Genomic DNA, 14,785 nt, shown 5'->3' with positions numbered 1-14,785 from the left:
ACAAGCACAATGACCTATCACCCCAAATCGGATTTCATGAATGTCATGATCAGCCGCGGCTTTCTGGCCGACTGCACCGATTATCAGGGGCTGGACGAGGCACTGAACACCGGCGTGACGCCTGCCTATATCGGCTTTGATGCCACCGCCAAGTCACTGCATGTGGGTTCGCTCATTCAGATCATGATGCTGCGCTGGCTGCAAAAGACCGGCCACAAGCCGATTACGCTCATGGGCGGCGGCACCACCAAGGTGGGTGATCCAAGCTTTCGCGCCGATGAACGGCCTTTGCTCGATGATGCCGCCATTCAGGCCAATATCGACGGCATCCAGCAGGCTTTCGCCTCTTACATCACCTATGGCGACGGGCCGACCGATGCGCTGATGATCAACAATGCCGAGTGGCTGGACGGGCTGAACTACATCGAATTCCTGCGCGATATCGGCAGGCATTTCTCGGTCAACCGAATGCTCAGCTTCGAGAGCGTCAAATCCCGGCTTGACCGCGAACAATCCCTGTCGTTCCTCGAATTCAACTACATGATCCTGCAGGCTTATGACTTCATGGAACTGAACCGCCGCTATGGCTGCCGGTTGCAGATGGGTGGCAGTGATCAGTGGGGCAATATCGTCAACGGGATCGACCTCACCCGCCGGGTGATTGACGGCGAGGTCTTTGGCCTGACCTCGCCGCTGCTGACCACCTCGGACGGCAAGAAGATGGGCAAATCACAGGATGGCGCGGTCTGGCTCAACGCTGACATGTGCGCGCCCTACACGTTCTGGCAGTTCTGGCGCAACACCACCGACGCCGATACCGGGCGTTTCCTCAAGCTCTATACCGAATTGCCCTTGGACGAATGCGAGCGTCTGGGCCAACTGGCCGGGTCCGAGATCAACGAAGCCAAGATCATCCTCGCCAATGAAGTCACGACGCTATTGCATGGGAGCGAGGCCGCAGAGACCGCCGAAGCCACCGCCCGCGAAGTGTTTGAAAAAGGTGGCGTCGGGGATGATCTTCCGACAATCACCCTCGCCCCCGCTGATCTGGGCGATGGCATCTCGATCGTGCAGTTGATCGTCAAATCAGGGTTGGCAAAATCCGGCAAAGAAGCCAAGCGCCTGATCTCGGAAAACGGCGCGCGACTTAACGATGAACCGCTCACCGATGCGGGTCTGATGGTCGATGCCACCGCTTTGGCTGCACCAATCAAACTCAGCGCTGGCAAGAAACGTCACGCGCTGGTGCGTCTGACTGACTGATAGCTCAGGAACGCGCGCTGACAGGCCCTGCGCGCGGCTCTGACCCCTTGACGCATCCGGCGGCGCGCTGCAATCAATCCAAGTCCGGTCAGCCCGCCCATCGCCAGCAATATCGTTCTGGTCAGCGACGCTTTTTGCGGGGCGAGCGCGGCAATCTGGTGTGCACTGTAGATCGTTCCGCCGAATTCGAAACTCTCCCAGTTGCGTAGTGCGATCCTGAAGGGACCCGCACCATTGTCCAAAGACAGCACTACCCCGTCCCGCATCAGCGACACATCGGTGATCTGATCAATGCTGTATTCAGGCAGCTCTAGCCGGTCCGTCCCTATGCCGCCGTCGATCACCCCGCCCTTGCCGCCAAAGCTGCCCTGATAGTTCCCTTGCAGCACGATCACATCCGCATCCGGCCCCATATCGACCGAGCCGTCGATCCTCGCGCCCGCATGATTGACCAGCCGGTCCTCTCCGGCGCCCAGACGCAGCGCCAGACCACCTCGGCCCACGATCAGGCCCCCGGCACGGTTTATCACCTCCTGCACCGCGACATTGGCGATGCTGGCATGGGTTTCGACGATGATGCCCTTCACGCCGCTGATCTCTCCGGCATTGTCGATCACAGACGCGATCACACTTTGATCAAAATCAATCGCCGCTTCCATGTCCGAGAGAATCCGCCCTCCCGCGCCGTTGACGATCCTGCCGCTGTCAATGTCGATCGCATCCTGCGGATCACCAGCCATGCCGGTGGTGCGGATCACACCGTGATTTACGATTTTGGCGCGCTCGCCCACCTGCACCGCATCATCATAGGCCTGCATCACAGCGCCCGCAGCATTGTGAATGCGAGCTTCATCACCCGCCTCCACCGCTTCGCCCCGGGTCGAGACGATCTGGCCTTCATTCACCAATGAATTGCCTACCCCGCCAAATCCGTCGCGCGCATCCATGTTTATCGCCTGGTAGGTCGCCAGAATTTGCCCGCTGTTGCGGATCTCCACGTCACTTTCCCCGCTCAGTTCAATGGCATTGCGCGACGCCGCAATCGCACCGGTGTTCAGCAGGGCAAATCCGCGCCCGCCGCGGACCGCATTGTCCGAAGACCGCAGCGTGCCGTTGTTCACAAGTGTGGTGTCTTCTTCGCTGATATCTATCGCGGCATCACCGCCGGTTGACGTGACAACCGCACCGAATTTGACCGTCACACTCAGGTTGCTTGCCTCGCTGCTATACCCCTCGCGATCCGCGCTGATGCAGATCGAACGCCCGACATCGGTGCCGCTGGAGCCCGCGCATCCGGCCAAGGCCGGACCGGTGGGCAGCAAAAGGCAAAGCGCGGCCCGGGTCAAAAAACTCCATCTCACGTGCCACCCTCCAGGATCATCGCGTTGAGATCGGCGTAAAGCGGCTTTGTAAAACCCGTATGACAAAACCCGCAAAATCGGGTGCTGCATATTGACGGGCAGCGGATTTCACTTCACCAAAGCGCCGAAACCTGACGACGCGTGAAACTGCGAGACATCTCATGATCTATTCCCTGCCCCGCCGCCTGACAGCCGAGGCCCTGGGCACCGCCCTTCTGGTTGCCACCGTGGTGGGATCGGGCATCATGGCCGACAGCCTGACCGATGACGTGGCATTGGCGCTGCTGGGCAATACCCTGCCCACGGGCGCAATCCTCGTGGTGCTGATCAGCATTCTGGGGCCGATCTCGGGCGCGCATTTCAACCCCGCTGTCACCCTTGCCTTTGCCATCCGCCGAGAAGCGCCGGTCTCCGACGCCCTAGCGTATATTCTGGCGCAGATCGCCGGCGGGCTAGCAGGAAGTATCGTGGCACACGCCATGTTCGATCTCGACCTGATCCAGATATCCCAGACTGCGCGTACGGGCGGGCCGCAATGGATTGCCGAAATCGTGGCCACATTCGGCCTTGTCGGGACCATCCTTGCCGGTGTCCGCTTTCGCGCCGATGCCGTGCCCTGGCTGGTCGGCCTCTATATCACCGCCGCCTACTGGTTCACCGCCTCGACCTCCTTCGCCAATCCTGCGGTCGCCATCGGTCGCGCCATTAGCGACACGTTTGCGGGCATCCGCCCGGACGACGTTCCGGGTTTCATTTTGGCACAGATCATCGGGTCGGTTCTGGCGGTGCTGCTCTTCGGCTGGCTGTTGCGTCCGGACACGGACCCACAGGACAGCTAAGTCACCCGCCGCATCGGAAATTTCAGAGTTATGTACGTAAATGACGTACGGAACGTACATCCTGTACGTTGCCTGCCCGAAAGGTCAGGATCGCTGACTAAGCGCCTCATCCAGCACTGATTTCACTGCATCCCGTGGGACATCGGCGGTAACGAAGGCGTCGCCAATGCTTCGCGCAAGGATAAAGCGCAACTGACCGTCAACCACCTTCTTGTCTTGCATCATCAGCTCTATCAGCGCATTCGAATCCGGTAAATCTCCTTCAATATCTGATAGATCAACCTTCATCTTCATGTTTCTCAGATGTGCTCGCACCCGGCTGGGGTCTTCCTGCGAACACAGGCCCATCCGCGATGACAATTCGAACGCCAACGCACAACCGATGGCCACGCCTTCGCCATGCAGCAGACGGTCGGAATACCCTGTCGCCGCCTCCAACGCATGGCAGAATGTGTGACCAAGATTAAGCAATGCCCGATCGCCGCTCTCTTTTTCGTCCCGAACAACGATCTCGGCTTTCATCTCGACCGAACGTTTGACGATCCTGATACGTGCGTTCATATCGCCTGCGGCAGCGTGTGCGGCATTTTCCTCCAACCATTGAAAGAACGCGGCATCGCCCAGAAGCCCGTATTTGACCGCCTCGCCATACCCGGCCAGATAGTCGCGCTCGGTCAGTGTGCCCAGCACATCCGAATCTGCCAGCACCAGCGAGGGTTGGTGAAAGGCGCCGATCAGGTTCTTGCCCTGCGGCGCGTTGATCCCGGTCTTGCCGCCCACCGAGCTGTCGACCTGTGCCAGCAGACTGGTGGGGATCTGCACGAACCGGACACCGCGTCGCATGACTGCGGCGGCAAAGCCGACCAGATCGCCGATCACGCCGCCACCAAAGGCGATAACCACATCATTTCGCTCGATTCTCTGTTCCAGAAGCCATTCGACGGCACGCTCGAAATGAGGCCAGGATTTGGTGGATTCGCCCGGTAGAAGGGTCAAGGTCGACGCAGTGACACCTGACTTTTCGAGCCCGTTTTTCAAGGTGTCCAGATGCAAGTTGGCGACGTTTTCATCGCTGATCACAGCCACATGCGGACGCGCCAGCAGCGGCGATATCACCTCTCCGGCGCGGTCCAGCAACCCCGGACCGATCAGGATATCATAGGCACGATCGCCCAACCCCACGTGAACCTTTTCCATCATGCTACCTTTTCCAGCACATCCGGACGGGTCTCCAGCGCCTCCAGCACCAGCCCCGCCGTCGTGTCGATCGTATAATCCGGTTTAGTAATCACGCCCAAATCCGACAGTGCATAGATCGGCACCCGCTTATCGTAGAGGTCACTGAGGGTTTGACGCGGATTAGAAGTGCGCAGTAAGGGTCTGGTATTTTTATGTTTTACCCGATTCCATAGCAATGTAAGATCGGCATTGAGCCAGATCGCGACGCCTTTTTGGGAAATCAGTCGCCGGTTTCGCTCCGACAGAAATGCCCCGCCGCCGGTCGACAGGATTCCACAGGCATCTTCCAAGAGCCTGTCCAGCACCTCTGTTTCGCGATCGCGAAAAAACGCTTCGCCATCTCGCTCGAATATCTCGGCAATCGTCATGTTAGCGGCAGCTTCGATCTCGGCATCCGAATCAAGAAAAGGCACTTTTAGCCGTGCGGCCAATGCCTTACCAACCGCAGTTTTACCTGCGCCCATCATGCCCACCAGCACAACGGTTTTCTTCAATTTCCAGTTATCCGCCGCCGCCACGCCTCGGCGCTCCCCTGCCAAAATCAACATTTTTTCCTTGAATGACGTGATCTTGTCCGAAAGGCCAGTTATAAGTTTGTGAAAAGAATAACCAAAACGGGCAGAACGACAATGTTACGACTACTTAAATGGCTGATTTATATGGCCTGTCTGGCTTTTATCGGCCTTGTGGGCTATGCCTATATCGGCCCGTTTTTTGGTGTCGACTTCTCTCCTCCCACAAACGAGATTCGCCAGGACGTCATACTTGAAACCGGTTAAAGCGGCCCTCCTTTCCTTTTTGCTGACCACATCGGCTGCGGCACAGCAGCCCCCACTCTCGGCCATCGACTGGCTGGACGAGCTTGGCGCGATCCAACTCACCCAACCTATACCCGGTGAACCGGCGGTCACCGAAACCGCGCTTTCGCCCAAAGTCGAGGTGATGCCGCTTGATGGCGCGCAAGCGGATGCTGTCGGCTTGCTGCCCTCCAGCACAACGGGTCTGCCCCGAACGCTTTGGGCAGCCAGCGCGACCGATGACCTGACCCGGCAATTGTCAGCGGTCGCCACCGATCCCCTGCCTGCCTTGCAGGCGCTTTACTACACCTTGTTGCTGGCCGAGGCCGAGGCCCCGGCAGATGCCGGACAGAACGCGCTTTTTCTGAACGCGCGGGTAGATGCGCTGATGGCATTTGGCGCCGCCGATCCTGCCCGGGCCTTGCTTGACCGTGCCGGGCCGCTCAACCCAGCCCTGTTTGACAGATGGCTGGATGTATCGCTGCTTAACGGAACCGAAGACGAGCCCTGCAAGGCGCTGCGCGAGCAACCCAGCCTGAGTGAGGACTACGCTGCCAGGATTTATTGCACGGCGCGGGTCGGCGACTGGCCCACCGCCGCGCTGACATACGAAACCGCGGTCGGACTTGACGCGCTCGATCCGGTCGAAGCTGCCTTGCTGACCTTCTATCTTGATCCGGAAACCATCGAGATCAACACGCCACCAGCCCCGCCGAGCAAAATGTCACCGCTGATGTTCCGGCTGTTCGAAGCGGCGGGGAATCCGCTACCCACGATCCGGCTGCCTCGTGTCTTCGCCATGGCTGATCTGCGGGGCACCGCCGCATGGCGCGCCGAAATCGAGGCCGCCGAGCGGTTGACGCAGACCGGCGCCCTGCCCGCCAACCAGTTGCTAGGTCTCTATACGCAACGCCGGCCCGCCGCATCCGGCGGTGTCTGGGACCGGGTACGCGCAATCCAGGAATTCGACACAGCGCTGAACTCCGGCAAGCCTGAAGAAGTCGCCGCCACGCTGCCTGCGGCCTGGCGGGCCATGAAAAACCGCAGATTGCCGACTGCCTTTGCGCAGCTTTTTGCGGATCGGCTGCATGGTGTGACACTTGACGGTAGCAGCCAGGAGCTTGCGTTTCTCATAGTGCTGTTGTCCGATGAATACGAAACCGCCAGCACGTTGCTTGCCGCACCCAAAGACCGGCAAAAATTTCTGATCAGCCTTGCGGCAGGCAGTCCCGATGCCTCACTCGCTAGAACCAGCCGGGAAAAAGCCATCGCGCGGGGCTTCACCAGCCAGCAGCCGGATGCAAGCCACGCGGCGCAGATCAAGGCGGGCAAAATCGGTCAGGTTATCCTGGCCGCTGCCAACCAGCTTGATCGCACACGCGATGGCAGCCTGTCTGACATGGCCAATGCGCTGGCCACACTTCGATCGCTGGGGCTGGAAGATACCGCCCGGCGCGCCGCCTTGCAGATCCTCATTCTTGGGAACACGTGATGGCGCCTGATCGCCATTGGATCAACGGTTTCCTTGAGGCGCAAAGTGCCGAACTTGGGGCCGCGCAGAACACCATCAACGCCTATGCGCGCGATCTCAATGATTATTACACCTGGCTGTCCGGCAAGGGGCTAACCCTGGCCAGTGCCGGTCAGAATGATGTCGAGGCCTATCTGATCTGGTGCGACGCGCAGGGGTTGGCAAAATCGACCCGCGCGCGCCGCCTGTCGGCGATCAGGCAGCTTTATCGCTTCGCCTTTGAAGAGCGCCTGCGAAACGATAACCCGGCGATCCGCATAAAAGGCCCGGGACGCGATCAGCGGCTACCGAAAACACTGAGCGAGGCCGAGGTGGACCTTTTGCTGGAAGCCGCCCGCACCTCGGCGCGCAACGAGCGTGACCGGCGCCGTAATACGTGCCTGATGGAACTGCTCTATGCCACCGGCATGCGTGTCACAGAACTGGTCTCGCTGCCGGTTGCTGCGGCCCGGGGCGATCCGCGCATGCTGCTGATCCGAGGCAAGGGTGGCAAGGAACGGCTGGTACCACTATCACCGCCTGCGCGCGACGCGTTGGCGGGCTGGCTTGACCTGCGCGACAAGGCCGAGGATGCGGCCCGCGCCGACGGGCATGCGCCATCGGCTTTCCTCTTTCCGTCAAATGGCAAACTGGGGCACCTGACCCGGCATCGGTTCTATACGTTGATCAAGGAACTGTCGGTCTTCGCCGGTGTCTCTCCGGCCAAGGTTACGCCGCACACGCTGCGGCATGCGTTTGCCACACATCTGCTGGCCAACGGGGCGGATTTGCGGGCGATCCAAACATTGCTCGGCCACGCAGATGTCGCCACCACCGAGATCTATACCCATGTGTTGGACGAACGGCTGAAAGAGCTGGTACTCGAGCATCACCCGCTGGCTACGGCGGCGCGACGCAACGCCAATGGCAAAACCTCCTCGGACGGCCAGTAACCCGTCCGCAGAGCGTTGTGGTAGCCCTGGGTCAAGCCGCAGGTCTCCATCTGCGTAGCCGCCGCCTCGTGATCGTAGGATAGGTTGCGGATTTCCGCGCGCCCCGCTTCAAGCAGCGCATATCGCGTCTGAGGTTTGCCGTCATTGGGCGGCAGCCCGATCGCCCCGGCATTGATCCAGTCAACACTTCCGATGCGCCGCTGGAACGCAATACCACAATGCCCGGCGACAACCATATCGACCTGCCCCACCTGATCCCGAAGGCAGCCGATTTCCTCGACGAAGGCAGCTTCGGGGCTGACCTGCCACAGAAACCGGCTGATATCGGTGACACCGCCGTGGATCACCGCAGCGCGCCGCCCGTGATGTCGGAAGGTCACGATATCGGGCAGGCCTTTCATCCAGGCGCGATCGTCGCCACCGATAGTCTTGTCCGCAACGGCATACCAGCCCGCCGAGAGCAGATCACAGGTGCTGCCCGCCTCAAATCCGCAGCCGCAATCCATCGCATTGCTTGCCAGTTGCTTCTCACAGTTTCCGGCCACAACCGGGCAGCCTGCGCCGCGTATCGCTGTCACCGTTTCGGCGGCGTCCGCGCAATAGGCCACAGTATCGCCGGTGCAGATCATGTGATCGGCGGCGGCGCCCAAATCCTGTGCCTTCTTCAGCAGCGCCCTTGTCGCGGCAAGGTTGGAATAGGGGCCACCAAACAGCAGTACCTGCCCGTCCAAGCTGCCCAGATCCTGCACAGACATCAGCGATGATCCCTTGATTGCCGTGCGCCCGCACCCCATAACCCTACTGGATAAAAGGACAAAGGCGGCAATGGAAGCTTCTTCAACTGTGATCGATGGTGCCTTCTGGATCACCTCGGCGGCGATTATCGGCCTGCTGGTGCTCTCGGCCTATTTCTCGGGCAGCGAAACCGCGCTGACGGCGGCCTCGCGCGGGAAGCTGCGCGCGCAAGCGGAAAAGGGATCGGCCGGGGCCGAAAAGGCCCTTCAGATCACCGAGGATAACGAGACGCTGATCGGCTCGGTCCTGCTAGGCAACAACCTGGTGAATATCCTGGCGACATCGCTGGCGACGGCGATGTTTACCCGGCTCTTTGGAGAAAGCGGCGTGGCGCTGGCGACACTGGTGATGACCTTGCTCGTCCTGATCTTCGCCGAGGTACTGCCAAAGACCTATGCGATCACCAATGCCGAAACCGCGGCGGCGCGAACCGCGCCGATTATTGTGCTGGTCATCCGGGTTTTCTCACCCGTTGTGACCCTGGTGCGCTGGCTGGTGCGCGGGGTGCTGAGCGTCTTCGGTGTCAAGACTGACCCCGACAGTCAGATCCTCGCGGTGCGCGAGGAAATCGCCGGGGCGCTTTATTTGGGCCATTCGGAAGGGGTGGTGGAAAAGGAAGACCGCGACCGGATTCTGGGTGCGCTTGACCTGGGTGAACGGGCCGTCGAAGAGATCATGCTGCACCGCTCACAGATCGAGATGATTGACGCCGAGACCGAGCCGGAAGCCATTCTCAGGCAATGTCTGAAAAGCAACCACACCCGCCTGCCCGTCTATCGAAACGATCCCGACAACATCATCGGCGTGGTGCACGCCAAGGATCTGCTGCGCGCAATGCACAAATTGGTGACAGGACCGGGCGCCTCGCTTGAAGCGCTTGGCAGTTTCGATATCTGCAGCGTGGCGCGCAAACCTTATTTCGTGCCTGAAACCACGACCCTTGACGACCAGATGCGGCAATTCCTGCGCATGCGCAGTCATTTTGCCCTGGTGGTTGATGAATACGGCACGCTGGAAGGGCTGATCACGCTGGAAGATATCCTCGAGGAAATCGTTGGCGAGATTACCGATGAATTCGACGAGGATGAAGAGCTACCGCTGGAACTGACCTCGGACAATCAATACATTGTCGATGGCGCGATGACGATCCGCGACCTGAATCGCGCGACCGACTGGGCCTTGCCTGACGAAGAGGCCAACACAATCGCGGGGCTGGTCATCCACGAGGCACAAATCATTCCGGTCGTGGGTCAGGTATTCAGCTTCCACGGCTTCCGCTTCGAGGTAACCGAAGTGAAAGAAAACAGGATTACACGGCTCAAAATTCGACGGCTCTGACCTCACTGGTTCAGCCACTGTTAACACATCTGATGATAGAATCCGGCCCTGATAACGCGCTGTCGATGCCGCGTTGTCTGAATTGCCTGCGATTGAGTGTGACGATGCATGACCGCCGAAAACCTGTGATCGAGACGACGCCCCGATACGAGGATTCGGGGATCTTCAAGACCCAGCTGGTTCAGCTTACGGTCGAACTTGTCCCACTGTTTGCGCAGAACAAGCGAGGAGACGTTCTGATCAAGGGGTTTGTCGATGTCGACGGGGCAATCGACGTGGTATTCGCCGGGCGCCGGAAATCGCAGGTGAAACCGCTAACAGCGCGATTACAAACGCTACTGAACCGCACGCGGGCTGCCGGCGGAACAGGTGGAGGCGGGCTCGATATCGACAGAATCCGGCACCCGGTGCGGATCGAAGGCGCATGGCGGCCGCGATTCAGCTGCGATGATCAAGGCTGGCAAACCCGCGAGCATCAGCTTTACGCCGCCCGGTGGCTGGTCATGGACCGCGATGGGCAAGCGGTGGAGTTCGGCGAGCCCCCAATAAGGTAATAGCCTTCCTTTTGCCGGGCTGTGCCCGCACCCATTTCCGGCCAGAGGTCTGAACCGGCCCCGGATCAACCAGAATACCTATCACACCGCTCACCCCAGCCGATGCATGCTCACGTCAGGAACCTGGTGAGTACATTCTGAAGCAGTTTCGAGACGTTGTTGTCGAAATTGTTCCACGGCAGGCTGCCACAAAAGGTAATGGAGCCGGTCGCAAAAACCCTGCCCCCGCCGGGATATTCAGCAACGATCATATCCGCGTGCAGCGCATCCTTCTCTGTCCCGCCGGTCAGGTTGGTCAGGTGGGTCAGCTGTTCCTCGGGTACCAACATGAAGCCGTTATCGCGCGTCACTGAACGCGCGAGCAGCACCGTGTTTTCGGGCGAACCCAGACGGTAGTCGATGTGATCCAGCTCGAACCCCGCCGCTCCGTTGCCGGAAAAACCGAAATCACCGATGATATCGCCCTCGACCCCCTCGAACACCCAGTCAAATTCCGGGTCTTTGCACACCCGCCGATAAGGATCGCCAAAGAATTCGCCCTGCGCTGCAAAGCCAATCCCGACCAGCTCCTGAGGTGCACGCCCGTTACGCCGCCAAAGCCCCCCGTAGGTGCCGTCGAAAGCATTGTAATATTCACCGGGTTCCGCCGCCCAGGCGCGAATGCCATCTTCTGCCCGGCGAATTTCCAGAAGGCTTTCATTTTCCGGATGCACGGCGATACGCCAGTAAAACCCGTTGCCGCCCAAATACATCAGCGTACCTGCGCCGTCGCGGTAGTCGCGCAGGGCATCAAGGGTTTCTGCGGTGTGATATTCGGGATGGGATGCGGTGGTTACAACCTTGTACCCTTCAATCGCAGCAACACCTTCGGCGTGCAAATCGTGATCTGTCACCAGATCATAGGCAATTCCCTTGGCATGAAGCCAGCTTAGAAGATGGCTGTCTGCCTGAAAATGCCGCAGGCCAGAACAATCGGTGTTGCCAAAGGTCATGAACCCCGGCCGTAGATTGAACAGCGGACGCCGGTTTGAGGCATGGCAAATGCCCGAACCATCGCTGTGATAGTTATAGGTCGACAAGCCGTATTGCGTGAATTCAGCCGGATTATGAGGATAGGCACCGAGGCGGGTAAACTTATCTTTCCAGGATGGGGCAAAATCGGGCCGCGCATGATTGCCATAGATGGTGTAGGTAAAGGTCGAGATCAGAACGCAAAGCTCGGCCGACCGCTGACCTCGCGGCGGGCACACAAAAAACGGGATCGCATCGTGATGCCCGTCACAATCGAGCCGCATGACATAGGCGCCTGGTGGCATTCCCTCGGGGACCCTGAACGTGAAGTCGGTATCCCAGTCGAAATCATAAATATCGTCCTCGTGGAAATGGATCGCCGCATAATGTTCTGGCCTATGGGTCCAGTTCATTTCCGACGCGTCCCAGTCGGCGCCGGTCATCGCCCGGGTTGGGAAATTGATAAGCGTCAGGTCAGGCCCCGCGATAGCCTTGGCGGTTGTGGTCGAGATACCGTGGCTGAAATCCCAGCCGCACACCACATCGCCTTCCGCTGAAATCAAAGGCGCTTCAATCTTGCCGTTGAAATGTTGCGCGGCCACACCGTTCTGCAGGCAGGCGGCTATGATTGGCCTGCCGGAAATAGACGCGAATGCGCCTATATCGCCTGTGGCCGTGGACAAGTCGTCGGGAACAACGCCCAGCATGCGCTGCTCAACCGTGGCAGTCCCATCGGTAATCCGCACCGTTATCTGGTGCCAGCGCCGCAATTTGACTGGCGGGCCGGATTTGATGATGGACCTGCCCAGGTCAAGCGTGACAATCCCATCACTTTCCAGACGCAGATCCAAATCGCCGATGCTGATGATTGTTTGGGGCCGCTCTGATCGCAGTGTCGGGAAAATTCTGACCGACAGCGAGATGGCACTATCGGCAGGGATCGAAATCTCATGAATCGCAACGCCATACGACCCGGCGTGAAAGGGCCGTTCGACTGACGCAAAGCTCTGCGGTTCAAAAAAAGCTGACGCATCTTCCTCGACAATGCCCTGCCCGGCGGGGTTGGGGTCGGCGCTGATGGATCGGGTCAGACGCGCGCGAAATGGCTTTGCCGAGATGGAAGAGACCTTGAACGCGATCTCGTCGCCGGGGCGCGCCGACAACCGGTCACAGTAGCCCAGCAAGGGTGGATTGCTCTGCGCTTCGATCATCGCATCGGCCCGTAAACAAGGTCGGGTAAGAAGGTTACCCAAGACGAGAAGAAGACCAGTAGCAGGATCATCAGAATATAGGGAATTAGGAGCGGCAGAACGCCAACCGAAATTTCCTCGATTGTGATTTTAGTGATCCTGGCCGCAACAAAGAGGTTCACACCGATGGGTGGCGTCAGGAAGCCGATCTCGCATGTCATCACGGTGAAGATGCCAAAGACCACCGGGTCGATCCCCAAGCTGGTGACAAGCGGAAAGAAGACAGCGGTGAAAATGATGATCTGCGGAATGCTTTCCAGCCACATGCCGACAAGGATGTAGAAAACGCCGATCATCAACATCACGAGCCACGGGTATTCCGCCAGCCCCCGGAAGAGGCCCAGTACGGCATCGGGGATATCAAAGATCGTAACCAACTGACCAAAGGCCTTGGTAGAGCCCAGAATGAACAACACCGTTCCGATCACGATGGCGGTAAACTTGAAGGCGTGAAACAGTTTGACCCAGGTCAGTCCGCGATAGATGAACATGCCAACGAACAAGCCGTAAGCGACGGCCACACCGGCGGCCTCGGAAGGGGTAAAGATACCCGCATAGATGCCGCCCAGGATGATGACCGGGGCCATGACCGCCCACTTGCCCTCCCAGAAGGCTTCAAGCAGCGGGCCCCAGCGAAATTTCTCGCCCGTTCCACCATAGTCGTTTTTGACTGAAATGATGAAGACGACGATCATCAACATGAGGCCAAGAACGATACCCGGCACGATGCCTGCCAGAAAGAGACGCGGTATAGATACATCGGTCACCAGGGCAAAGATAATCAGCAGGTTCGAGGGTGGGATCATGCTGCCAAGCGCACCGGCGGCAGCGGCGATGGCACCGGCAAATCGCGACCGGTAGCCCTCTTCTTGCATCGCCGGGATGGTGATCGATCCGATGGCGGCGGTCGTGGCGGGGCCCGAACCGGAAAGGGCGGCAAAGAACATGCAGGCGACAACAGTGACCAGACCAAGGCCACCCTTGTAAGCGCCCACGAGCTTTTGCGCGATGTTGACAAGCTTTTCGGACATGCCACCCTGTTCCATTAATTGTCCTGCCAATACGAACAGCGGGATGGTCACCAACGGAAACGGCTCGAATGCGGTCCATGCCGCCTGCGCCATCAGGGTCATCGGAATATCGGCGATATAAAGCCCCGCCACCGTGGCAATCCCGGCGGCAAACGGGATCGGCACGCCTATGGCCATCGTGACCACAAAGACGACGGCCATTGTCAGCGGACCATTCAGGCCGACCGCATAAGTGGCCGCCACGGCCAGTATCATGATCCCGAAGATGATCGAGGGGATGACACCGCTACGGGCCTGAGTTGTGTCTGTCTGGCTCATAGCGGCAACCCCCTGAAACGATCATTTTTCCAACGCCAATAGACCTGTAGTATCCGGAACAGCATCAGGCAAAACAGCATCGGGATGAACATCTGAACCCAGCGTTGCTCGATCCCGAGACCGGGCGTCTGGTAGGTGACGTTGAATAGCAGCTGGGTGTAGGTCGCGGTCTGCGCGATCATGAAGATGACGAAGGCAAGCCACAGCATGTCAGCCAGGACGACCGAAAAAATCTGGAGCTTACGTGGCAGGCGGCTGGTCAACAGAGTGATCCGGATATGCGCCCGCTCTCGCACCGCCATTGTGGCCCCCAGATAGACCGCGAAGATCATACCGTAGACCGCCGTTTCCTCGGCCCACGCGGCGGCCGAATGAAAGACGAACCGCATCACGACCTGCATCAGAACAGATCCCACCACGACCGAGAGAAAGATCGTACATAGCACTTCTTCGAAATACCGGTCTAATTTGCCCAGCATGGATCATCCCCTCTGCGGTGGGTGAAAAGCGGACTGCGATAAAGTGA

At 59.1% G+C, this 14,785-nt stretch carries 14 protein-coding genes; 7 read left to right on the top strand and 7 right to left on the bottom strand.

The window, feature by feature from the left end; all coding sequences use genetic code 11:
• Positions 1-9: 9 nt before the first annotated feature.
• On the top strand, positions 10-1,263 hold the full coding sequence (tyrS, locus tag LC334_RS04640; protein WP_085799069.1) for a tyrosine--tRNA ligase: 1,254 nt from the start codon (positions 10-12) through the stop codon (positions 1,261-1,263).
• On the opposite strand, the gene LC334_RS04635 is transcribed toward tyrS, so the two are convergent.
• Positions 1,236-2,624: a hypothetical protein gene (locus LC334_RS04635; protein WP_139836298.1), complete on the bottom strand. Its 1,389-nt coding sequence runs from the start codon at positions 2,622-2,624 to the stop codon at positions 1,236-1,238. The two genes, tyrS and LC334_RS04635, sit on opposite strands and share 28 nt — an antisense overlap.
• A 161-nt stretch (positions 2,625-2,785) precedes the next feature.
• On the opposite strand from LC334_RS04635, the gene LC334_RS04630 reads away from it, so the two are divergent.
• Positions 2,786-3,463, top strand: coding sequence for an MIP/aquaporin family protein (locus LC334_RS04630; RefSeq protein WP_085799067.1), 678 nt, complete (start codon positions 2,786-2,788; stop codon positions 3,461-3,463).
• An 84-nt stretch (positions 3,464-3,547) separates the two neighbouring features.
• On the opposite strand, the gene aroB is transcribed toward LC334_RS04630, so the two are convergent.
• A complete protein-coding gene (gene aroB / locus LC334_RS04625) occupies positions 3,548-4,663 on the bottom strand; it encodes a 3-dehydroquinate synthase (protein WP_085799066.1) in 1,116 nt (371 codons plus the stop codon).
• Entirely contained in the window at positions 4,660-5,250 is a 591-nt protein-coding gene (locus LC334_RS04620; protein WP_085799065.1) for a shikimate kinase, read from the bottom strand. The genes aroB and LC334_RS04620 overlap by 4 nt, the downstream gene beginning before the upstream one ends.
• 81 nt (positions 5,251-5,331) lie before the next feature.
• On the opposite strand from LC334_RS04620, the gene LC334_RS04615 reads away from it, so the two are divergent.
• Genes LC334_RS04615 through LC334_RS04605 form a run of 3 tightly spaced genes read left to right on the top strand, consistent with a single transcriptional unit; the run spans position 5,332 to position 7,962 of the window.
• The gene (locus LC334_RS04615) at positions 5,332-5,481 is read left to right on the top strand and encodes a hypothetical protein (RefSeq protein WP_176237621.1); all 150 of its coding nucleotides are present in this window, start codon (positions 5,332-5,334) and stop codon (positions 5,479-5,481) included.
• On the top strand, positions 5,468-6,991 hold the full coding sequence (locus LC334_RS04610; protein ID WP_223412881.1) for a hypothetical protein: 1,524 nt from the start codon (positions 5,468-5,470) through the stop codon (positions 6,989-6,991). The genes LC334_RS04615 and LC334_RS04610 overlap by 14 nt, the downstream gene beginning before the upstream one ends.
• Entirely contained in the window at positions 6,991-7,962 is a 972-nt protein-coding gene (locus LC334_RS04605; RefSeq protein WP_085799063.1) for a site-specific tyrosine recombinase XerD, read from the top strand. Before LC334_RS04610 ends, LC334_RS04605 begins: the two co-directional genes overlap by 1 nt.
• Here the strand turns inward: LC334_RS04605 and LC334_RS04600 are convergent.
• The gene (locus LC334_RS04600) at positions 7,899-8,717 is read right to left on the bottom strand and encodes a metallophosphoesterase family protein (protein ID WP_085799177.1); all 819 of its coding nucleotides are present in this window, start codon (positions 8,715-8,717) and stop codon (positions 7,899-7,901) included. The genes LC334_RS04605 and LC334_RS04600 overlap by 64 nt on opposite strands.
• Before the next feature lie 70 nt (positions 8,718-8,787).
• Here LC334_RS04600 and LC334_RS04595 point away from each other — a divergent pair, with 70 nt between their 5' ends.
• Together LC334_RS04595 and LC334_RS04590 are read left to right on the top strand one after the other, a co-directional pair.
• Positions 8,788-10,095: an HlyC/CorC family transporter gene (locus LC334_RS04595; RefSeq protein WP_085799062.1), complete on the top strand. Its 1,308-nt coding sequence runs from the start codon at positions 8,788-8,790 to the stop codon at positions 10,093-10,095.
• A 32-nt stretch (positions 10,096-10,127) separates the two neighbouring features.
• The gene (locus tag LC334_RS04590) at positions 10,128-10,649 is read left to right on the top strand and encodes a hypothetical protein (protein ID WP_085799061.1); all 522 of its coding nucleotides are present in this window, start codon (positions 10,128-10,130) and stop codon (positions 10,647-10,649) included.
• Between the two features lie 110 nt (positions 10,650-10,759).
• Here LC334_RS04590 and LC334_RS04585 read toward each other — a convergent pair whose 3' ends face one another.
• The 3 genes from LC334_RS04585 to LC334_RS04575 are packed head-to-tail and all read right to left on the bottom strand — an operon-like array spanning position 10,760 to position 14,738.
• Entirely contained in the window at positions 10,760-12,871 is a 2,112-nt protein-coding gene (locus LC334_RS04585) for a N,N-dimethylformamidase beta subunit family domain-containing protein (protein WP_085799060.1), read from the bottom strand.
• Positions 12,868-14,259 (bottom strand): TRAP transporter large permease, encoded by a 1,392-nt coding sequence (locus LC334_RS04580; RefSeq protein WP_223412880.1) that lies wholly within the window; start codon positions 14,257-14,259, stop codon positions 12,868-12,870. The genes LC334_RS04585 and LC334_RS04580 overlap by 4 nt, the downstream gene beginning before the upstream one ends.
• Complete coding sequence (locus LC334_RS04575) at positions 14,256-14,738, bottom strand: TRAP transporter small permease (protein ID WP_085799059.1); 483 nt, start codon at positions 14,736-14,738, stop codon at positions 14,256-14,258. The genes LC334_RS04580 and LC334_RS04575 overlap by 4 nt, the downstream gene beginning before the upstream one ends.
• Between the last annotated feature and the right edge of the window lie 47 nt (positions 14,739-14,785).

It is taken from the genome of Roseovarius aestuarii (genome assembly GCF_019966515.1).
Classification (GTDB): domain Bacteria; phylum Pseudomonadota; class Alphaproteobacteria; order Rhodobacterales; family Rhodobacteraceae; genus Roseovarius; species Roseovarius aestuarii.
Note: the sequence above shows the minus strand (reverse complement) of the source record. Positions and strands in the feature narration are given on the sequence as shown.